Genomic DNA, 20,066 nt, shown 5'->3' on the forward strand with positions numbered 1-20,066 from the left:
ATTCCCCCCCCCCCTTGCGGAGGAGGGTTAGGGTGGGGGGTTATGGCAGAATTTTAAGCTCAACCCTGCGGTTTTGCGCCTTGCCGTCCGGAGTGGCGTTATCCGCAATCGGCGTGTTGGGGCCGTAACCCTTGGCGCTGAGCAGTTCGGCTTTCGCGCCTTTGCCGACCAGATACTGCATGACTGCTTCGGCACGCTTTTGGGAAAGCGTTTCGTTGGCTGTCTTGTCGCCGCTGCTGTCGGTGTGGCCGCCTACCTCGATTTTCAGTTCAGGATGCTTTAGCAGGCTGTCGGCGGCTTCATCCAGAATCGGCAGGGAGTCTGGCGTAAGGATGGCGGAGCCAGTTTCAAACTTGACGCCTTTCAGGCTGATGTTTTCGGTTTTGGCGCAGCCGACCTGGTTGACTTCGTTGCCAGTGCTGGTGTCAGGGCAAAGGTCGTCTGCGTCGGCAACGCCGTCTTGGTCTGCATCCGGGATGGCATCACAGCCGGTGGCATCGACTTTGGTGTCTTCTTTGGTATCGGGGCATTTGTCGGCGTCATCAGGAATGCCATCCTTGTCACCATCAGGCGGCGGCAGGTCGCAACCGGTGGTGTCGACTTTAGTGCCTTCCTTGGTGTCGGGGCATTTGTCGGCATCGTCGGGAACGTCATCCTTGTCACCATCAGGCGGTGGCAGGTCACAGCCAGTTTCGTCGACTTTGACGCCCGGGGCGGTTGTTGGGCACTTATCCGCACTGTCTTTTACGCCATCACCGTCAATGTCCTGTTCACAGCCGGTTTCATCAATTTTGGTTCCCGCTGGCGTGCTAGGGCATTGGTCGGCGTCGTCAGGCACGCCATCCTTGTCCGCATCGGGTGGTGGCAGGTCACAGCCTTTTTCGTTGACCTTGATGCCTGCTGCCGTGGTCGGGCATTGGTCGGCGCCGTCTTTGATGCCATCGCCGTCGGTGTCAGGTTCGCAGCCGGTGGCGTCGACTTTGGTGCCTTCCTTGGTGTCAGGGCATTTGTCGGCGTCGTCAGGCACACCATCCTTGTCCGCATCGGGTGGTGGGAGGTCACAGCCTTTTTCATCAACCTTGATGCCTGCTGCCGTGGTCGGGCATTGGTCAGCGCCGTCTTTGATGCCATCGCCGTCGGTGTCAGGTTCGCAGCCGGTGGAGTCGACTTTGGTACCTTCCTTGGTGTCAGGGCACTTGTCGGTGTCATCGGGAATACCGTCCTTGTCGCCATCAGGTGGTGGCAGGTCGCAACCGTTTTCATCAACCTGAACACCTGCGGCAGTTACCGGGCAACGGTCTTTTTCATCGGTTACGCCATCGTTGTCCTCATCCTTGGGTAGCTCACAACCATTGGTCTGGACGGGTGTGCCAGCCGCTGTGTCGGGGCACTGGTCGGTTTTGTCCGGAATGCCGTCGGCGTCAGTATCCTTGGTTTCGGTTTCCAGTGCGGCGGCCAGTTGCTGCTTTTCCGTTTCGAGGCTGGCGAAATTCTGGCGCAGCTGGGCGAATTGCTGGGAAACTTCCGCAATGGCGTTTATCTGTGGTTCCATTTGGTTGACCTTGCCGGAAAGCTCTTCGTTTTCCGCCTTGCAGCTTTCCAGCTCGGCTTTTTTGACGCTTTCGGCCAGTTCGCCTTTCAGGGCAGTGAGTTTGCTTTCCAGGTCGCCTTTGCCTTTGGAGGCTTCCTCAAGTTGGCGCTTGAGGTCGGCAATGGTTTTTTCCTGTGCGGAAAGGGTTTCCTGGGTTTTGCCTACCAAGTCGGTTTGTTGCTGGCGCAATGTGCTGAGAGTTTGGTTGAGGCTGTCCAATTGCTGGGTATTGGCGTTGCTGGCGTTTTGGGCAGCAGCGGTTTGGGCGTTGTTACCCAATGCCCCTACCAGATAATTGCCGCTACGGTAGCCGGTGGTTGGCCAGCTGAAACTCGGGAAACTGGGTAACATCATCGGTGGCGGCGGCGGAGGTGTCAGCATCGGGCCGTGCAGGAAGTATTGGCTCGGGTTGTAATACTGCATACCGGTGGCGTAAGGCTGCATATAGCTGTAGGCGTTGTTCCAGGCGCTGACGACGGGCTGGGTGTAATGGTAGGTATTATAGGGTGTGACATTCGTGGTAGTGGAGCCTTGGTGGGTTGTGGTGGCCGTGGCATCAGCCTGCGGGTAGACATAGGTTGTGCCGTTATTGGCCGTTGTGGTGGTCGTTGAGCTACCCATTTGTGGGTAAACGTAGGTTCCGCTGGCGCTGCCCGCTGGCTGGGTGTAGGTATAAGTCCACTGGCTGGCAGCGCTGCTGCTGGATGGGCTGCCGCTGGATGGTGCTGCCGTTGGGGCGCTGGATGATGGCGAGGAGCTGACAGCTTCGGGCGGCAAGGTGCTGGGATCAGGAAACTGAGGCATTTCCGCGTATGCGGCTGCCGTCATGGTCGAAGCCATGGTCAGGCTGACGATCATTTTATGCATGGGGATTCCTCTCTAAAGGTTTTCAAATTATTGGGGAGCCTCAGACTTTGCCGCCGATGGACAAGTCGCGGCGTGCCGCTGAAATGGTGATCGTGAACCCGGCGATCACATCCAGGAACGCCATCCCGGTCAGGATCAGGAAGACGGAATTGCCTGCCCACGAGTAAATCAGCCAGGCTGTCAGGTAGAAAATCAGTACAAAGGTCGATAGCAAGTGGTCGATGATGGTGGTTTCAGAGGTGCGGGTAGACTTGAACAGCTCCACATACAGGCACAATACGCCCAGCAGCACCATGAAGTCACCCCAGGTCGGTTTCCAGATAGCCTCTGATGGTAACTTCATGTGGAACAGGACATGGTTAAGCCCGTTGGGGAACAGGTTGGTTTTCACGGCCAGCCAGTAAATGATCAGCAGTATGCCGAAAAAAGGGATGATTTGCAGGATGCGTAACATGGAGGTCACTCATTCTCCGTTTTGTTCTGGTAAAGCAATAATTCCATTTGATTAACCTTTACATGCGCCACTTATCCACCCCATGTTGGCGCGGCCACTGAAACATGGGTAAAGTATATGCTTAGAAGTGGATTATAAACAAAGGGCTCTCCGGCGTCAGTTGCAAAACACAAAATCTTGCAGATTCAGTCTGTTGGATAGCGTGTGGGGCTGTCGGTCACGTTCGTCGGAATACATTTGTGGTATGGGCGCTACAAGGAATATAGTGGCTTTGATCATTGTGACCAATACTGAACGCAGAAACCAATAACAAGTCACACAGCAGAGAGATACAACAATGAATAATAAGAATAATCTTTCCCGGGGCTGGGTTATCCTGCCATTACTGTTCTGTTCCGCCGCTGTGCTTGCGGGGGATGGCGGTTATGGCGGCCCTTTCGGTCAGATTCCTCCTTCAGCGTCGGCCAATAATCCTGTAGGGGTTAATCCGCCACCGGTTCAGCCACCTCCTGACACCATGAGCCAGGCTCAGGATCTGGGGCAGGAAAGTGACGGCTTCCTGGATGATTCCAGCGAAACCTCCAGTTTCAACACCGGTTATGTGGGTGGCAATACCCGCCTCGGCATCGGTATTGATACTGAGCTGAAGGGCAAGGCGGAAGCCAGTCAGGTCTTTCTGGAAAGCGATAACAGTGTGACTATTGGTCAGGGCTACATTGGTTTCAACCCGCAAGCTGACAAGGATCAGGGCGAAGAAACCCTGACCGGTGCTGGCGTCAAGCTTAACCATCATTGGGTTTCTGGTGATCCGCAAACGGCGACGCACGTCAACAAGGTGTTTGGCGCTTACGACCAGAACGAGCAAAAAGACAAGAAGGTGACGGTTGGTTACGGCCAGGAAGACGAAAACCTGTTCTGGTCGGGGCATGTCAGCAAAGGTCTTTCTGGCAGCCGTGATTCTGCGACCCCCGGTGTGCGTGAAAAAGCCTATGACTATGGCGTAGGTGGGCGCGTAGGCACTTACCTGGATGAGCAGCAGATGCGCGTCCAGGGTGGTCTTGATTACGAGTGGGGCAAGGATTTTGCCGCCAATGAAAAACGTCCTATGCAGGCCACCTTGAGCGGTGGTGTGGAAAAATTCTTCCCGGATACACCACACAGCGTGGGTGCGGAAGTGGAGCTGTACAAAAAGTCCGGCGGTTTCGTGGATGGCGATGACAAGGCCGAAGCCCGTGGTGGCATTACTTATCGCTATGACATTGGCAGCGAAGCCGGTATCTGGCAGCCCGAGCAGCGCTACCGCCGGGTGCGCGTGGAAATTCCTGGCCAGGAAATCAAGCAGCCGCCCAAGGTCGAGCGCAAGCTGGTCAAGAACACCATGGAGCTGGAATCCGACACCTTCTTCAAGGTTGACAGCGCCAAGCTGACCCCTGAGGCGCAAGAGCGCATGAACGCGGTGATGGGACAAATCCGCGCTTCCGGTTATGAAGGCAATATCCGCATTACCGGCAACACCTGCGATGTCGGTTCCCTGCAACATAACCAGAAGCTTTCCGAGCGCCGCGCCAATGCCGTGCGTGATTTCATGGCCAAAAATGGCTTCAAGGCCGATACCCTGCTGGCGCAAGGGCTGGGCGAAACCCAGCCGAAATACCCCAACACCGACGCGGAACGCCACAAGAACCGCCGCGTCGACATCGAATACGTCACTTACCAGACCCAGTACAAGGATGAAGTGATCGAGCAAGGTGGCAGCAGCCGCAGCGACCCGAAAGTCGTCTGGCGCAAAGAGCTGATCCCGGAACCACCCTTGTGGGTACGTCAGGCGTTGCGTAACACCGCTGACCACAAGCAGACGGTGGATACTTACAGGACTGCCGCCGGTGGTGGTGGTGTGGTCGGGCCGGATGCGCCGACTGCCAATAATGATGCGGCAATCACCACGGTGGGTACGCCTGTTACCATCAATGTACTGGACAATGACACTGACCCGAACGGTGATGTGCTGACCATCGTCAGTTTCAACCAGGGTAATAACGGTAGTGTCACCCAGCAGGGCAACAGCCTGGTGTATACGCCGGTAGCTGGTTTCACGGGTCAGGATACCTTCACCTATGTGATCACCGACCCGGCTGGCAACCAAAGCACCGCGACCGTCACGGTTACCGTGACTGATACGGGTGACAATACGCCGGTTGCGGTCAATGATACGGCGACTACCACTTCTGGCTCGCCTGTTGCCATTAATGTGCTGGCAAACGATACCGACCCGAATGGTGACCCGCTGAGTATCGTCAGTTTTAATCAGGGCAACAACGGCAGTGTGACTCAGGTGGGTAACAATTTGGTGTATACGCCGGTGGCTGGCTTTACCGGTACGGATAGCTTCACTTACGTGATTACTGACCCGGCGGGTAACCAGAGTACCGCGACTGTCACGGTAACCGTTAATCCGGCCAACCCGAATGATACACCAGTTGCTAACAATGACTCGGCAGTGACCACTTCTGGCACACCGGTGTCGGTCGATGTGTTGGCCAATGATACTGACCCGAATGGTGACCCGCTGACCATTGCTAGCTTCGGCCAGGGTAGTAACGGTTCTGTCACCCAGAATGGCAACAATCTGGTGTACACACCAGCGGTTGGTTTTAGCGGTACGGATAGTTTTACTTACGTGATTACTGACCCGGCAGGTAACCAGAGTACTGCAACCGTAACCGTGACAGTCAACCCAGCCAACCCGAATGTCACGCCAGTAGCCAACAACGACTCGGCGGTGACTACTTCTGGCTCACCGGTAACGGTCGATGTATTGGCGAATGACACTGACCCGAATGGCGACCCGCTGAGCATTGCCGGTTTCGGTCAGGGCAACAACGGTTCTGTCACCCAGAATGGCAACAATCTGGTGTACACACCAGCGGCTGGTTTCACAGGCACGGATAGCTTCACCTATACCGTGACTGACCCGGATGGCAACCAGAGTACCGCAACTGTCACTGTGACGGTCAATCAGGTAGGGCCGAATGTACCGGTTGCCAATAATGACGCAGCGGCGACGACTGCCGGTGAGGCTGTGACGGTAAATGTGCTGGCCAATGACACAGACCCGAATGGTGATGTACTGGTCATCGCCAGTTTCAATAACGGCAGCAATGGTAGTGTTACCCAGGAAAATGGCCAGTTGGTGTATACACCAGCGGCTGGCTTTACTGGCACGGATAGCTTCACCTACACGGTCACTGACCCGGATGGCAACCAGAGCACGGCTACGGTGACTGTGACTGTAAGGTCGCCTGATAACCGCGCGCCTAATGCAAGCAATGACAACGCCACTACCACCTCAACCTCGGTGGCGGGTAACCCGGTTACCATTGATGTATTGGGCAATGACACTGACCCGGACGGTGACGCGCTGAGCATTGCCAGCTTTGGCCAGGGTTCCAGCGGTACTGTTACCCAGAATGGCAATAATCTGGTGTATACACCAGCGCCAGGGTTTGTTGGTACCGATACCTTCACCTACACGGTCACTGACCCGTCAGGTGTCCAGGCGACTGCAACGGTGACTGTCGTTGTGGATGATTTCAATCCTGGCCCGAATCAGCCGGTAGCGGTCAATGATACGGATGTGCACACGGGAGGCAACCAACCGGTCACGATTGATGTTACCGCGAATGATACCGACCCGAATGGTGATGCGGTGACCATTGCTGATTTCACCCAGCCAGCCAATGGCACGGTTACCCAGGTCGGCGACAATCTGGTGTACACGCCCAATCCAGGGTTTAGTGGCACGGATACTTTTACCTACACGGTACAGGATCCGGATGGTAACCAGAGTACGGCAGGCACGGTTACCGTTACGGTCAATGATGCGCCAATTACGGCCAATGACTCGGCCAGTACCACGGTTGATACGGCAGTCACCATTGATGTGCTGAATAATGATAATGATCCGAATGGTCAGGCCATTAGCATTACCGGCTTTGGCCAAGGTGGCCATGGCACGGTCACTCAGGTTGGCGACAATCTGGTGTATACACCTGGCACTGGCTATACCGGCCCGGATACGTTCACCTATACGGTGACCGACTCCATGGGTATGCAAAGCACGGCAACGGTGGATGTTGTGGTCGCCAGCAGCTTGGTACTGGTACATGATTACCTGCTGATTGATCTCAATGACACTGCCCCCAAGACCTTGTATGTGCTGGAAAATGACACGGGCGATGAACTGAGGATCGTGGCAATCACCAAGCCAGCCTATGGCACGGCTACCATCAGCGCGGATGGCAAGTCAATCCAATACCAGCTGCGCAGCGGTTACTGTACCGACCACTATTTCACCTACACAGTGGAAGACAAGTACGGCAACCGCGCGACCCAGACTGTCATGATTGACGTGAAGCCAGCCAATATGGACCCGAACACGCCTCCGGCTTAATTCTGGTCTAACCTGGGATAAAGGCCGCAGTGGTGACGCTGCGGCCTTTCTTTATTGGGTGTATACTAAAATTACAGTGTTAGGCTTGACAGGAGAAACGCCATGGTGGGGGAAGTGGATCTGGATCAGTCAGAAATGAGCCTCGGGCAGGAAAAAGTCCAGTTGGAAAGCGATATTTCCTTGCTGCAAGGGCAAATCGACAGCGGCGTCAGGGAGGCTGGGCTGGCGGATAGGCTGGCACAACTGAAAACCAGGCTGGCCGAAATCAGCGGCATGGAAACGCTGATTGCCGAGGAAAAAAAATCCCGGATGAAAAACATCCTGAGCAGCATCAAGACCCAACGCGCCTTTTCCAGCGTGCGGGAAATCAAGGAAAACCTGGATTCGCTGAGCGTGGCACGGGGGCAGGAGGGCACGGTCACGCTGGCCGCGAACACGGATGGTTTCGCCCTGTTGCGTAGCAAGAAACCGCTGCTTGCCCTGCTGGTTGAAGTGGCGGATGCCCTGACCAGCCTGTGTGCCCAGACAGGCGCGGTACTGTTGACGGAGGTGGAACGGGAGCAAGCCCAGTCTGCGCGCTTTGTTGCCCGGCGTTTGGAAGAGCTGAATGGGCGTTTGAAAAAGCTGGTTGGAAACAAGCCGGGCGCTGCTACGGCGTCATCCACCACACGTGGCGGGCCGCCCGCGCTAGCCCCCTCTGTCGCCCCGGCAGCGGTTTCCAGCGTATTCGCGGGGGCGCAATTGCTGGGCTTGTCGCTGGAAACCCTCAACAGTATGGCCAGGATGCTGCGTACTGACCGCGACATCGGTGTCTACGATGCCGGTGCTGAAGCCATGACGCTGCTGGCCTACCTGCTGGAAGCCAGGGGCAAGGTGGCGGCGGCGGGTTCTGTGGCAGGCGGGCAGTTACTGTTGGATGAAGCCTTCGTGTTGCTGGAGCAGTTGGGCGTGCTGCAAGGTCTGGCGGAGGCTGCTAGGGAAATGCAGGAGCAGGGCGCAACCGACGCGCTGCTTAAATCTGCGCTGGAAAGCGCTGACAGTCTGTTGGCTGCGCTGAATCCGGCCAGCCAACCCGAAGCTTTCTGGAGCCAGGTAAAGGGGCAGGCGCTTGCCAGCGCCATCCATGACCGCGAACGCTTGCTGGTTGAACTCAAAGCCCAGACCATTCAGGTCACTGAGAAAAAATGGTATCGGGGGCAGCGGATTTACGCGACCGGCGAAGTGCAAGTGGCTTACCGGGTGTTCAAGGCGGATGATTCCCTGAAAACCTCCGGCGTGCTGTTGAAGGCTTCGCGCATGGATGCGGCGCAGATCAGCAGCCTGGAGGCGATGGAGTGGGGCAGCCAGTAGTCCGAAGCCTTGCTGTCAGGCGCTAGCTGCGGTAGAGCAGGGCGGCCAGTATCAGCACGATACCTACTGCGAACAGTGTTTGGTTGATACGCTGGGAGCGGCGAATTTCCTGGCGCAATTGTTCCAGTTGCTGCGATTCCCACTGCATCTTGAGCTGGTGCTGGGAGGTCTGGCGCATAATGTCATGCAGCATATTGGGCATGTAGGGCAAGTTTTCCAGCAGTTTGGGCAGGTTGTCTTTTGCCCCCCGCATGAGTGCACGGATACCCAATTGCTCATCCATCCAGCGCTCAATGAACGGTTTTGCCGTTGCCCACAAATCCAGGTCGGGGTAAAGCTGGCGTCCTAAGCCTTCGATATTCAGTAACGTCTTTTGCAGCAACACCAACTGCGGTTGCACTTCCATATTAAAACGGCGTGCGGTTTGGAACAGGCGCAGCAGGAAGTGGCCGAAGGAAATGTCCTTGATCGGCAGGTTGAAAATCGGCTCGCAGACGGTACGGATGGCGGATTCAAACTCTTCCACCCGCGTGGTCGGTGGAACCCAGCCGGATTCGACATGCAGTTCCGCTACCCGCTTATAGTCGCGGTTGAAGAAAGCGTAGAAATTTTCTGCCAGATAGCGTTTGTCATCCGGCGACAGCGTGCCGACGATACCGAAATCCACCGCCATGTATTGCGGTTCCTGCGGATTGCTGGCATTGACGAAGATATTGCCGGGGTGCATGTCGGCGTGGAAGAAATTGTGGCGGAACACCTGGGTGAAAAACACTTCCACCCCCAACTCTCCCAGCCGCTTGAAGTTGACGTTGAGTTCGCGCAGTTTCTGGATGTCGCCAACCGGGATGCCGTAAATCCGCTCCATGACGATGACATTCGGGTGGGTGTAATCCCAATAGATTTCCGGGACATACAGCATCTTCGACTGCTCGAAATTGCGATGCAGCTGGCTGGCGTTGGCCGCTTCGCGCATTAGGTCGAGTTCGTCGAAAATGGTCTTTTCGTATTCGGCCACGACTTCCACCGGGCGCAGGCGGCGGCCTTCCTTCCAGTAAAACTGCACCAGCCGCGCGATGATGTACATCAGCTCCACATCCTGGCGGATGGTTTTCCGGATGCCGGGGCGCAGTACTTTCACCACCACGTCCTTGCCATCCCACAATTGCGCGGCGTGCACCTGGGCGATGGAGGCGGAGGCCATCGGGTCGGTTTCAAAGTGTTGGAACACTTCCGTGACCGGTTTGCCGTAAGCCTTTTCGATCAGCTTGCGCGATTCGGCACTGGAAAATGGCGGCACGCGGTCTTGCAAACGGGTCAGCTCAGCGGCGATGTCGTCCGGCAACAAATCGCGGCGGGTAGACAGCATTTGCCCGAATTTGATGAAAATCGGCCCGAGATCTTCGAGGGCGCGGCGGATGCGTTCGCCACGCGGGCGGGTTTCCTGTTTGCCCCAGTTCCACGGCGCGAGGTGATAGAGGAATGCGACCGGGCGCAGGAAGGGAATGGTGAAGACGAGTTCATCCAGCCCGTGACGGATGAAGACACGGTTGATCGTCCACAGGCGCAGCAGGCGGGTGAAGGGTTTCATTCAGTCAGGCCAATAAAGGTGTCAAAGTTATTCGGGTCAACGCGCCCGGTGATGCAATCGGGGTAGGCATTGGTGAAAGTGAGAGGGAATTTTACCTTGGCTTTGGGGTTCCACTTGAATTCCCAGGCGTAAAGCTTGCCACCCCGGTCTTCGAGGTAATCGACTTCCTGTTGCTGAGTGGTACGCCAGAAATAGCGTCGCGTGAACAGTAAATCCTGTTGATAGGCAAGGTATTTCATGCGCTCGCTGATCAGGAAGTTTTCCCACAGTGCGCCAGCGTCGGTGCGTTGTTCCAGCGGGTTGAGGTTGCCAATCAGCGCGTTACGGATACCGTTGTCGTAAAAATAAATTTTGCGCCCCTTTTTGATTTCATTGCGGGCGTTATTGCTGAAGGCTGGCAGGCGGAACAAAACATAGGCTTTTTCCAGCAGGTCGATATACTTTTCAACCGTATGGGCGTTGGTGTCAATCAACTGCGCCAGTTCGTTGAAGGAGACTTCCGACCCTAGTTGCAGGGCGATGGCTTTCACCAGTTTGTCCAGCAGCTGCGGCTTGCGGATGCCATCCAGGCTCAGCAGATCTTTGTACAGATAGCTGCCTGCCAGCAGTTTCAGGATTTGCGCGCTGTCACCTGAGCCGGTGCGCGCGACCACTTCGGGGTAGTAGCCGTACACTAGCCGCTGGGGTAATTGCCGTTTTTCCGCCAGGTAGCCGTGATGTTCAGCCATTTCCACGAACGAAAGTGGGTACAGTTCGTATTCGAACTTGCGCCCTGTCAGGGGTTCGTTGATTTTGTTGGCGAGGTCGAACGAGGAGGAGCCGGTTGCAATGACCTGTACATGCGGTAACTGGTCTGTGAACAGTTTCAGGGTCAGGCCAATATTTTCAATGCGTTGGGCTTCGTCGATGAAAATGATCTTATATTTGCCGGTTAGTGCTTTCAGGCGGGCGGAAGTGGTGTTCGCCAGCAGTTCCCGCGTATCCGGCTCATCGCCGTTGAACTCCAGTACAGGCTCGTTGAATTCTGCCAACAGGCTGTGGGCAAGCGTGGTTTTGCCTACCTGTCGGGAACCCATCAGCAGGATGGCTTTGCCCTGGAACATCCTGCGTTGCAACTCTGGGAACAAGGTGCGTTTGATCATGGCTATTCCTGAATCGTAATTCACAAATAATATAATAATTTTGAATTACGATTCAATATTTACCACATCAAATCGTCCGGGATTTGATAGTCGGCGTATGGGTCGTCTTCCTCCGCTGTTTGTTGGCTGCTGCCGGTGTTTTGCACGAGGATGCAGGCGGTGTCACGCTGGGTGATTTTTTCTGCGACCTGTTTGGGGACGAGTTCGTAACCTTCACCCAGTTTGACCAGTGCAATGGTGCCGTAAACAAGCTGGTCTTGTAGTTTGGCGGTGAGGTAGATTTTCTTGATCTTGTTGCCGTCAGCGAACTGGTAGGAAACTTCGCCGCCCTTACGGTCGATGCGGTTCATGTCGATCAGTTGGCGGATTTGCGCCTGGATGGCTTTCTGTTCGGCCTGTTCGCGCTGCTGGCGGTTGAGTTCGCGGGAGCGCGCGGCCTGTTCCTGGCGGGCTTTTTCGGCCAGCAGTTTGGCTTCGTCGACAATGACCTCGCCGGTTTTCTTGGCTTTTTTCTGCGCCTTGGCGGTTTTCTGGTGGGCTTGCTTGCGCTGTTCCTGCTCGGCTTTTTGCGCTTTGGACTGGTCGATCAGGCCAGCCTTGAGGAGTTGGTCTTTGAGTGACATGGAAGCATCCAGTTACTGAACGGTTGATGACGGGAGTATATCACTTGTCGGAATAGGCAAGAACTCTGCGGCGAGTTTTTACGGCTTTGTGTCAGCTTCAAGCTGTTGAAGGAAATTCAGTGCATGTATGCGTTCTGTCCCACACATTTCGACGTTGGGTCGCAAGCTGTTGCAGACTTTCGGGCGTGATTCCTGCCCAAACAATTCGCAACGCAAGTCAGGCAAAAGATGCAGGCAGGGTTCGCCCGCCGGTTTTCCTGCCTGATGTTTGGGTATAGGGGTGCTGATGGAAGGTGCAATGCAGCAGGCGGCACAACCGGGGCGGCAATCCATATCCATTCAGTTGATTCTCCTGTACAACGGCGTCAGCGGCGGCCTTTGCCACCACGTTTGGGTTTGTCCTCACGTACTTTCAGGGGGTGGTCGAGGAAATCCTTGCCATCCAGTGCGGCCATCGCGGCACGGGCTTCGTGCCCTTCCATGTCGATAAAGGCGAACCCTTTGTTTTTGCCGCTGAAAATGTCACGAGGCATTTCCAGCTTGCGTACCGTGCCGTATTCGGCGAGTAGTGTACGGAGTTCCTTTTCTGTTGCATGAGGCGCAATGTTGCCTATGAAAAGTGTTTTCATGATGCTTCTCCGGATGTGTTGTGCTGAAAGCAGCAGGGGAAATGGCAAGCGCCGCAGCCATTGATGGTGCGGCGATATGAAATGTTATGCGGAAGTTTCGGCCAGGCTGAATGTGCCAGGCCGGAAAGACTTACTGTGGGATGACGTTGGCCGCTTGTGGGCCTTTAGGGCCTTTTTCTACATCAAAGCTGACAGCTTGGCCTTCGGTCAGAACCTTGAAGCCGTTGCCCTGAATCGCGCGGAAATGAACGAATACGTCCGAGCCGCCTTCAGTTTGGGAGATGAAACCGAAACCTTTGGTTTCGTCGAACCATTTTACAGTGCCTGTAGCCATGGATATTTACCTTTAAAATCAAAATGTAATGAGAGTTGTGCGTACAGGGGATAAAGAGGGAATTTGCAGAGCAAAAAGGAGGGAAATGCTGAAACTGCCAATTATTAAATCTGTAGCCTGCTGTACATGGTAGGCTAGTCGGGATAGGAATTCCACCTATTTTGTGCTTTTGAACAATATTTGCGGATATGGGTGGCTGCTGAACAACGTGCTATTTGAATTTCTGCCGTAAAGCGCCGACTATTGCATTCTGCCCATCACCAACAAAGGCGGCAGTTGCTTCGGCAGCGACTTTTTCGGCTGGCGCGGCCATGCCGGTGATGCTGACGACGTTTGTGCCGCTGGCCAGTATGATTCCGGTCGTGTCGGTGAGTTCGCTACTGTTCCTGGCCATGATGGGGGCGGTTGCTGCCAAGGCTGGCGGTTCCAGTCTGTTCAGGGGTGCGGCCCGCGTTACCTTCTGGGGGGCATTGGCCATGGCGGCTACTGCGGGTATTGGCCATTTGTTCGGAACCGTTGCTGTTTGATTGAAGAAGGAGAAAAACATGCAGGAAACCATCCGTCACGTGCTGGTCTGGTCGGGCTGGGTGCGGCTGACGCACTGGCTGATTGCGGCAGGCGTACTGTTCCAGTTTGCCAGCGCTTGGGCGATCGGGCTGGGTGCGGCTGATTACGAATTCTGGCGCGATTGGCATCTGATTTGCGGGCAGTTGTTGATCATTGCGGTGGTGGCGCGGGGAATCCTGCTGTTCATACTGCCGGGCAGTGCGCATTGGGGTGCATTGTTGCCGGATCGGGCGCAACTGCAAGGGGCAAAGCGGATGCTGATGTTTTACCTCAGTTTCGCGCGTGCGCCGTTACCAAACTGGTTTGCGCACAACCCGCTGTGGCGACAGGTCTACCCGTTGGTGTGGCTGGTGCTGCTGGCGGGTGCGTTTAGCGGGCTGTATTACAATTCGGCCAGTACGTTCCTCGGCATGTCGATGCACGGTTGGCATAGCGCGCTAGCAAACGTCCTGCTGGGGTTCACGGTGGTGCATCTGGTCGCGGTGTTCCTGCATGACCTGAAAGGCAAGGGCGCGGCGATTTCCGGCATGATCAGCGGTTACCGTTATTTCCATGTGGAAGGGCAGGATGGCGGCGGGAAAAGCGCCCCGGCAACCGGCAAGACTTCCATCACCCATGTTTCCATCGACAGCATCCAGCGGAAGCCGAAGCCTTAATGGCTTTCCAGCCGTTTGATACGCGCTTCCAGCCGGTCGGCATCCATGCGCAGGGTGTCGACGGCATCCAGGTATTGGCGCAGTTCGGCTGCGGCGGGGAGTAAGCGGGCTTCTTCCTGTAAATATTCCTGCGTATTCAGGCGCATGGCGTGGGCGGAACCGTCCAGCCAGCCCTTGGTGTCACGTGCCAGCTGCCCCATCTGGTGGGCGATTACATCGCCGACGGCACGGGAAAGCAGTTCCTCCCAGTCCACGTCGATGTCGCGCAGGATGTCGCTGAAACGGTTGCCCAGCCCCATGTCGCCGTCGATTTTGATGCCTTGTTCCAGCATCGCCTTGCCGGTGTCTTCGGCGGTGGAAAGCCGCATCAGCGCCAGCGCGGAACCGTGGATGGTCACATCCGGCTCGGCGTCGTATTCCGTGGTGACGCGCACGCTGTCGGCAGTCGGCAGGAAATACAGTTTCAGGTCAGGGTTGCTGATGTGCAGGCAGATGAGTTTGCCTTGCAGCGCTTGCAGGCGTTCCAGCGCATGGCCGTGGGTTTGCTTGTCGAGCTTCAGCCAGGTGTTGAAGGCGGTTTCGAGTGTGGCGGTGAGGGCGGCGAATAGCATGGGGGTTCCTGTCATTGTCCTATAAAGCCTGGCGGATGCTTTCCACTATATCCGTCTTGGTGATGTTGTGCGGCAGGATTTTTACGTACTTGCCATCCTTGCCGACCATGTAGGTTTGCGAGGTGTGGTCAACCAGATAGCCCATGGCGGATTTGGTCTGGACTTTGGCGAAATACACGCCGTACTGTTTGGCCACCTGCTGCACCTGTTCCGGCGTGCCGGTGATGCCGATGAAGCTGGGGTGGAAATGGGCGGCGTAAGCCATCAGTTTTTCCCCGTTGTCACGTTCCGGGTCGACGCTGATGAAGATCGGCTGCACGCGCTTCAGTTCATCCTGCGCCAGATCCTTGAGGCCGGAGGCAATGATGGAAAGCGAAGTTGGGCACACATCCGGGCAGGAGGTGTAGCCGAAATACATCACCACCACCTTGCCCTTGAAGTCACTCAGTTTCACCGGTGTGTCGCCTTGCATCAGGGTGAAATCACCGCCGAATTTGCCCTCTGCAACTGGCACGACGGTACTGCCTTCATCGGCGGACATGGAAGGTCGGGAGACGAAATACTGGGCTGCACCAATGCCAACAGCAAAGGCCAGCAGGCCAATCATGAGCGAAAGTTTATTCATAACGTCTCTGTCATTCCGTAATGTCGGCAATAGCGGCAGTCACGGTTTGCTGGCTGTTGTCGGAAAAGCTCAGGGTGATTTCCGCCTGTGTGCCGCTGACTTGTGGTTGTTTTAGCCCCATCAGCATGATGTGGAAGCTGCCCGGTTTCAGTTCGGCGGAACCGTTGGCGGGGATGTCAACTTTGCCCACTTCCTGCATCTGCATCACGTTGCCCTGCATCCGGGTTTCGTGGATTTCCACCAGGCTGGCGTCGGCAAAAGTGGCGGAAGTCAGCACATGCGGGGTGGGGGAGTGATTGTTCAGAATCATGAAGGCCGCTGACACCACTTGCCCCGGTGCAGTGGCGCGGATGCGCGGGTTTTCCACCGTAATGGCTTCAGCTGCGTTTGTTGCTTGGGAAATGTTTGGCGCATCCTTGCCGCAAGCGCTCAGCCCTGGCAGCAAGGCTATGGCGAATAGCCATTGATGATGTGTGCTCAACTTCACACAGATTTCCTCTCACTTGTCATTATCGGTTTAGAATAACCTTCTTCCCGGTTATTTGCATCCAACCGGATCGTTATAGCGTAATACCCCTTAAACAGGAGGTAACCAACCATGTTGATCAAACGCCCACACAACCTGACCGAAAACGAAGTAACCGACTATGCGCTGTATCAGCGTCGTCGCGAATTCCTGAAAACGCTGGGTGGGGTCGCCCTGCTATCGGCCAGCGGCTTGCCGTTGGCGGCGCAGGCCAAATCCGCGTTTTCCACCGATGAAGGACAAACTCCTTACAAGGATGTAACGACCTACAACAATTTCTACGAATTCGGCACTGACAAGCGTGACCCGGCGGAGTATGCCGGTTCCCTGGTCACCTCGCCGTGGAACGTGACCGTCGATGGCGAATGCGAAAAGCCGGGCACGTTTGCGCTGGAAGACATTATCAAGCCACATGGCAGCGAGGAACGTATCTACCGCCTGCGTTGCGTGGAAGGCTGGTCGATGGTCATCCCGTGGAACGGTTTCCAGCTATCGGCATTGCTGAAACGCTTCCAGCCGACGTCCAAAGCCAAATACGTGCGTTTTGAAACCTTGCGCGACCCCAAGCAGATGCCAGGGCAGAAGCGCAACGTGCTGGATTGGCCGTATGTGGAAGGCTTGCGTATGGATGAAGCCATGCACCCGCTGGCTTTCATGGCGACCGGCCTGTACGGCAAGGAGCTGCCCAATCAGAATGGCGCGCCGCTGCGTCTGGTAGTGCCGTGGAAATACGGTTTCAAGAGCATCAAATCCATCGTGCGTATCAGTTTCGTGGAAACCCAGCCGGGAACCAGTTGGGGGCGTTCTGCACCATCCGAGTACGGTTTCTATTCCAACGTCAACCCGGAGGTGGATCACCCACGCTGGAGCCAGAAACGCGAACGCCGCATCGGCGAATTTCTCAAGCGCCCAACCCTCATGTTCAACGGCTATGCCGATCAGGTCGCCAGCCTGTATAGCGGCATGGATTTAAGGAAGCATTTCTGATGCAAATCCGTGAACCCTATTTCAGCAAGGTATTCAAGCCAGCCGTTTTCGTGCTGGCGCTGACGCCGTTGGCCTGGATGGTATGGGGCGTGTGGCAGGATGCCTTGGGCGCGAACCCGATTGAATACGTGACCCGCAGCCTGGGGGAGTGGGCGCTGCGTTTCCTGTTGTTTACGCTGCTGATTTCCCCCTTGCGGCGGGCAGCCGGTTGGACGCAAGGCATGAGGCTCCGCCGGATGCTGGGCCTGTTCGCCTTTTTTTATGGTGCATTGCACCTGCTCAGTTATTTGTGGCTGGACCAGTTTTTCGATTGGGCGGAAATTTGGAAAGACATCCTCAAACGCCCGTTCATCACGGTGGGGATGCTGGCCTTCCTGCTGATGACGCCGTTGGCATTGACCTCCTTCAAGGCCGCGATGCGCAAATTGGGGCGCAACTGGCAACGCTTGCATACGCTGATTTACCCGCTGACTAGCCTGGCTGTATTGCATTTCTGGTGGCTGGCGGAATCCAAGGAGCGGCTGGCGATGCCGCTTGTGTATGCTGTGTTGCTGGCTGTGTTGCTGGGCGAACGGGTACTGCGCTGGTTACAGCGGAAAATGCCGTTGTTGCGCCTGGAATTGCCAAGGGTTTTGCGGCGTAGTTAGTGCGCTGTATGAAAGCAAGTTTTTCCATCTAAAAAATCGGATACATCATTAGAAACATTCTGCTTTGAATTTGATTAGCGGATACTTATACTGCGCTGCATACGATAACTTTTCTAGATCGTTTGAGATAAATCAATTCAAGGAGACCAAGACATGTTCCCGAATAAAGAAGGCCAGAAAGTACCTAGCGTTACCTTCCGTACCCGTCAGAACCACGACTGGGTTGATGTGAGCAGTGATTCCCTGTTTGCAGGCAAGACCGTGATCGTGTTCTCACTGCCGGGTGCGTTCACTCCGACCTGTTCTTCCACCCACGTACCACGTTACAACCAGTTGGCGGATACCTTTAAAAAGTACGGTGTGGATGAAATCATCTGCATGTCCGTCAATGACGCTTTCGTCATGAACGAGTGGAAAGTGGATCAGGAAGCCGACAAGCTGACCTTCATCCCGGACGGCAACGGCGATTTCACCGACGGTATGGGTCTGCTGGTTGACAAGAACGACCTCGGTTTCGGCAAGCGTTCCTGGCGTTACTCCATGCTGGTGAAAAACGGCGTGGTAGACAAGATGTTCATCGAGCCGAACAAGCCGGGCGACCCGTTTGAAGTGTCCGACGCTGACACCATGCTGGCCTACATCGCGCCGGAAGCCGCAGCGCCACTGGACGTAACCGTATTCAGCCGCCCTGGCTGCCCGTTCTGTGCACGCGCCAAAGGCATGTTGCACGACGCCGGTATCGAGTTCGACGAACTGGTGCTGAACGAAAATTACAAGAACCAGACCTTGCGCGCCGTTGCCGGTGTCGATATGGTTCCGCAGGTATTCATCAACGGTGAACTGATCGGCGGGTCGGACAAGCTGGAAGCTTGGTTGGCGGCGCGGTCGTAAGAAGCCTAAAAAGAAACCCCTCCCCGACCCTCCCCTTATCAGGGGAGGGAGCATACGGCGGAGCACCCTCTTGTTCCTCCCCTGATAAGGGGAGGTTAGGAGGGGTTTCTTCACAACAGTATTTTACGGAGAACAGCATGAGCCAACATTACGATTTAATCGCCATCGGCGCAGGCAGCGGCGGCCTGTCGGTGGTGGAAAAGGCAGCGAAACACGGCGCGAAATGTGCAGTGATCGAAGTCAGCGAAGACCTCGGCGGCACCTGCGTCAATCGCGGCTGCGTGCCGAAAAAGGTCATGTGGTTCGCCGCCAATCTGGCTTATGCACAGCATGAAGCGCAGGATTACGGCTTTTCCACTGTCCCCGGCAAGCTCGACTGGCAGAAACTGGTCGCCAAGCGCGAAAACATGATCGGCGGTATCAATGACTGGTATCTGGACAGCTTCCTCGGTGAACTCGGTGTGGAGCTGATCGAAGGTCAGGCGCGTTTCGTCGATGCAAAGACACTGGAAGTGGATGGCGCGAAGTACACTGCTGACCACATTGTCATTTCCACAGGTGGCCGCCCGGTTGTGCCCAACAACATTCCCGGTGCGGAATACGGTATTAATTCCGACGGTTTCTTTGAGCTGGAAGAGCAGCCAGAGAAGGTCGCGGTGGTTGGTGGCGGCTACATCGCGCTGGAATTGGCAGGTGTGCTGAATGCGCTGGGGACTCGCACCCACATGCTGCACCAGGGCTTCCCGGTACTGATCGGTTTCGATAGCCTGATGCAGAAGACGCTGCGTTTCCAGATGGAAGCCGACGGCATCCTGTTCAACGACAACGACAAGATCGCCAGCATCGAAAAGCAGGCTGACGGCAAGCTGACCATCCATTACGCCGACGGCAGCACCCTGACCGATCTGGATCAGGTGTTGTGGGCCATTGGCCGCGTGCCGAATACCGACGACATCGGGCTGGAAAACACCGGTCTGGAGCTGGCCCCCGGCGGTTTCATCGATGTCAACGAATGGCAGGAAACCAGCGTCCCCGGCATCTACGCCATCGGCGACATTATCAACATGCGCGGCGTGCAACTGACCCCGGTAGCGATTGCCGCAGGCCGTCGTCTCGGCGACCGTTTGTTCGGCGGCATGAAGGATCGCAAGGTCGATTACAGCCTGATCCCGACCGTGATGTTTACGCATCCGCCGATCGGCACGATTGGCCTGTCGGAAGAAGCGGCGCGCGAAAAATACGGCGACGCGGTGAAGGTTTACAGCACCGAATTCACGCCGATGTATTACTCATTCGCCAAACACAAAGTCAAAACCGCGATGAAGCTGGTGGTAACCGGCGCAGAGGAAAAGATCGTCGGTTGTCACGCCATCGGTCTGGGTGTGGATGAAATGATGCAGGGTTTCGCGGTCGCCATCCGCATGGGCGCGACCAAGAGCGACTTTGACGACACCATCGCCATTCACCCTGTCAGCGCGGAAGAGCTGGTGACGATGAAATAGTTTTCGTGTGTTGATTGTGTTTGGAA

19 protein-coding genes are annotated in these 20,066 nt (G+C 55.8%); 8 read left to right on the top strand and 11 right to left on the bottom strand.

Features of this window, described 5'->3' with window-relative positions; genetic code table 11:
* Nucleotides 1-40 precede the first annotated feature (40 nt).
* Nucleotides 41-2,458, bottom strand: a complete 2,418-nt coding sequence (locus THINI_RS23595) for a thrombospondin type 3 repeat-containing protein (protein WP_002709481.1) — start codon at nucleotides 2,456-2,458, stop codon at nucleotides 41-43.
* A 40-nt stretch (nucleotides 2,459-2,498) separates the two neighbouring features.
* Nucleotides 2,499-2,912 (bottom strand): hypothetical protein, encoded by a 414-nt coding sequence (locus tag THINI_RS15410; RefSeq protein WP_002709482.1) that lies wholly within the window; start codon nucleotides 2,910-2,912, stop codon nucleotides 2,499-2,501.
* Between the two features lie 337 nt (nucleotides 2,913-3,249).
* Here THINI_RS15410 and THINI_RS23600 point away from each other — a divergent pair, with 337 nt between their 5' ends.
* Nucleotides 3,250-7,362: an Ig-like domain-containing protein gene (locus THINI_RS23600; protein WP_002709483.1), complete on the top strand. Its 4,113-nt coding sequence runs from the start codon at nucleotides 3,250-3,252 to the stop codon at nucleotides 7,360-7,362.
* Nucleotides 7,363-7,464: 102 nt separating this feature from the next.
* A complete protein-coding gene (locus THINI_RS15420; protein WP_002709484.1) occupies nucleotides 7,465-8,712 on the top strand; it encodes a hypothetical protein in 1,248 nt (415 codons plus the stop codon).
* 22 nt (nucleotides 8,713-8,734) lie between these two features.
* Here the strand turns inward: THINI_RS15420 and ubiB are convergent, their stop codons facing one another.
* The 6 genes from ubiB to THINI_RS15450 all read right to left on the bottom strand — a co-directional run bounded on the left by ubiB (nucleotide 8,735) and on the right by THINI_RS15450 (nucleotide 13,028).
* Nucleotides 8,735-10,300: a ubiquinone biosynthesis regulatory protein kinase UbiB gene (ubiB, locus tag THINI_RS15425; RefSeq protein WP_002709485.1), complete on the bottom strand. Its 1,566-nt coding sequence runs from the start codon at nucleotides 10,298-10,300 to the stop codon at nucleotides 8,735-8,737.
* Nucleotides 10,297-11,442, bottom strand: coding sequence for an ATP-binding protein (locus tag THINI_RS15430; protein WP_002709486.1), 1,146 nt, complete (start codon nucleotides 11,440-11,442; stop codon nucleotides 10,297-10,299). The genes ubiB and THINI_RS15430 overlap by 4 nt, the downstream gene beginning before the upstream one ends.
* A gap of 59 nt (nucleotides 11,443-11,501) precedes the next feature.
* Nucleotides 11,502-12,065 carry a DUF2058 domain-containing protein gene (locus THINI_RS15435; protein WP_002709487.1) on the bottom strand — a complete coding sequence of 188 codons (564 nt, stop codon included), beginning with the start codon at nucleotides 12,063-12,065 and terminating at the stop codon, nucleotides 11,502-11,504.
* 78 nt (nucleotides 12,066-12,143) lie between these two features.
* Nucleotides 12,144-12,404, bottom strand: a complete 261-nt coding sequence (locus THINI_RS15440) for a hypothetical protein (protein WP_002709488.1) — start codon at nucleotides 12,402-12,404, stop codon at nucleotides 12,144-12,146.
* A gap of 26 nt (nucleotides 12,405-12,430) precedes the next feature.
* Complete coding sequence (locus THINI_RS15445; RefSeq protein ID WP_002709489.1) at nucleotides 12,431-12,694, bottom strand: RNA recognition motif domain-containing protein; 264 nt, start codon at nucleotides 12,692-12,694, stop codon at nucleotides 12,431-12,433.
* A 130-nt stretch (nucleotides 12,695-12,824) separates the two neighbouring features.
* A complete protein-coding gene (locus THINI_RS15450; protein ID WP_002709490.1) occupies nucleotides 12,825-13,028 on the bottom strand; it encodes a cold-shock protein in 204 nt (67 codons plus the stop codon).
* A gap of 215 nt (nucleotides 13,029-13,243) precedes the next feature.
* Here THINI_RS15450 and THINI_RS24445 point away from each other — a divergent pair, with 215 nt between their 5' ends.
* Together THINI_RS24445 and THINI_RS15460 are read left to right on the top strand one after the other, a co-directional pair.
* Nucleotides 13,244-13,555, top strand: a complete 312-nt coding sequence (locus THINI_RS24445) for a VIT1/CCC1 transporter family protein (protein ID WP_081485857.1) — start codon at nucleotides 13,244-13,246, stop codon at nucleotides 13,553-13,555.
* 18 nt (nucleotides 13,556-13,573) lie between these two features.
* Nucleotides 13,574-14,251, top strand: a complete 678-nt coding sequence (locus THINI_RS15460) for a cytochrome b/b6 domain-containing protein (RefSeq protein WP_002709491.1) — start codon at nucleotides 13,574-13,576, stop codon at nucleotides 14,249-14,251.
* On the opposite strand, the gene THINI_RS15465 is transcribed toward THINI_RS15460, so the two are convergent.
* From THINI_RS15465 to THINI_RS15475, 3 genes are read right to left on the bottom strand one after another with little or no spacing between them, the layout of a single operon-like run.
* A complete protein-coding gene (locus tag THINI_RS15465) occupies nucleotides 14,248-14,862 on the bottom strand; it encodes a ubiquinone biosynthesis accessory factor UbiJ (protein WP_002709492.1) in 615 nt (204 codons plus the stop codon). The two genes, THINI_RS15460 and THINI_RS15465, sit on opposite strands and share 4 nt — an antisense overlap.
* Nucleotides 14,863-14,881: 19 nt before the next feature.
* The gene (locus THINI_RS15470) at nucleotides 14,882-15,487 is read right to left on the bottom strand and encodes an SCO family protein (RefSeq protein WP_002709493.1); all 606 of its coding nucleotides are present in this window, start codon (nucleotides 15,485-15,487) and stop codon (nucleotides 14,882-14,884) included.
* Between the two features lie 10 nt (nucleotides 15,488-15,497).
* Nucleotides 15,498-15,974, bottom strand: a complete 477-nt coding sequence (locus THINI_RS15475) for a copper chaperone PCu(A)C (RefSeq protein ID WP_002709494.1) — start codon at nucleotides 15,972-15,974, stop codon at nucleotides 15,498-15,500.
* A 111-nt stretch (nucleotides 15,975-16,085) separates the two neighbouring features.
* On the opposite strand from THINI_RS15475, the gene msrP reads away from it, so the two are divergent.
* The 4 genes from msrP to gorA all read left to right on the top strand — a co-directional run bounded on the left by msrP (nucleotide 16,086) and on the right by gorA (nucleotide 20,040).
* Entirely contained in the window at nucleotides 16,086-17,000 is a 915-nt protein-coding gene (gene msrP, locus THINI_RS15480; RefSeq protein ID WP_002709495.1) for a protein-methionine-sulfoxide reductase catalytic subunit MsrP, read from the top strand.
* The gene (locus THINI_RS15485) at nucleotides 17,000-17,647 is read left to right on the top strand and encodes a protein-methionine-sulfoxide reductase heme-binding subunit MsrQ (RefSeq protein WP_002709496.1); all 648 of its coding nucleotides are present in this window, start codon (nucleotides 17,000-17,002) and stop codon (nucleotides 17,645-17,647) included. Before msrP ends, THINI_RS15485 begins: the two co-directional genes overlap by 1 nt.
* Nucleotides 17,648-17,800: 153 nt before the next feature.
* Entirely contained in the window at nucleotides 17,801-18,538 is a 738-nt protein-coding gene (locus THINI_RS15490) for a glutathione peroxidase (RefSeq protein ID WP_002709497.1), read from the top strand.
* 137 nt (nucleotides 18,539-18,675) lie between these two features.
* Nucleotides 18,676-20,040: a glutathione-disulfide reductase gene (gorA, locus tag THINI_RS15495; RefSeq protein WP_002709498.1), complete on the top strand. Its 1,365-nt coding sequence runs from the start codon at nucleotides 18,676-18,678 to the stop codon at nucleotides 20,038-20,040.
* The last annotated feature ends 26 nt before the right edge of the window (nucleotides 20,041-20,066 follow it).

The sequence above is a fragment of the Thiothrix nivea DSM 5205 genome, from assembly GCF_000260135.1.
In the GTDB taxonomy this organism is placed as follows: Bacteria; Pseudomonadota; Gammaproteobacteria; order Thiotrichales; family Thiotrichaceae; genus Thiothrix; species Thiothrix nivea.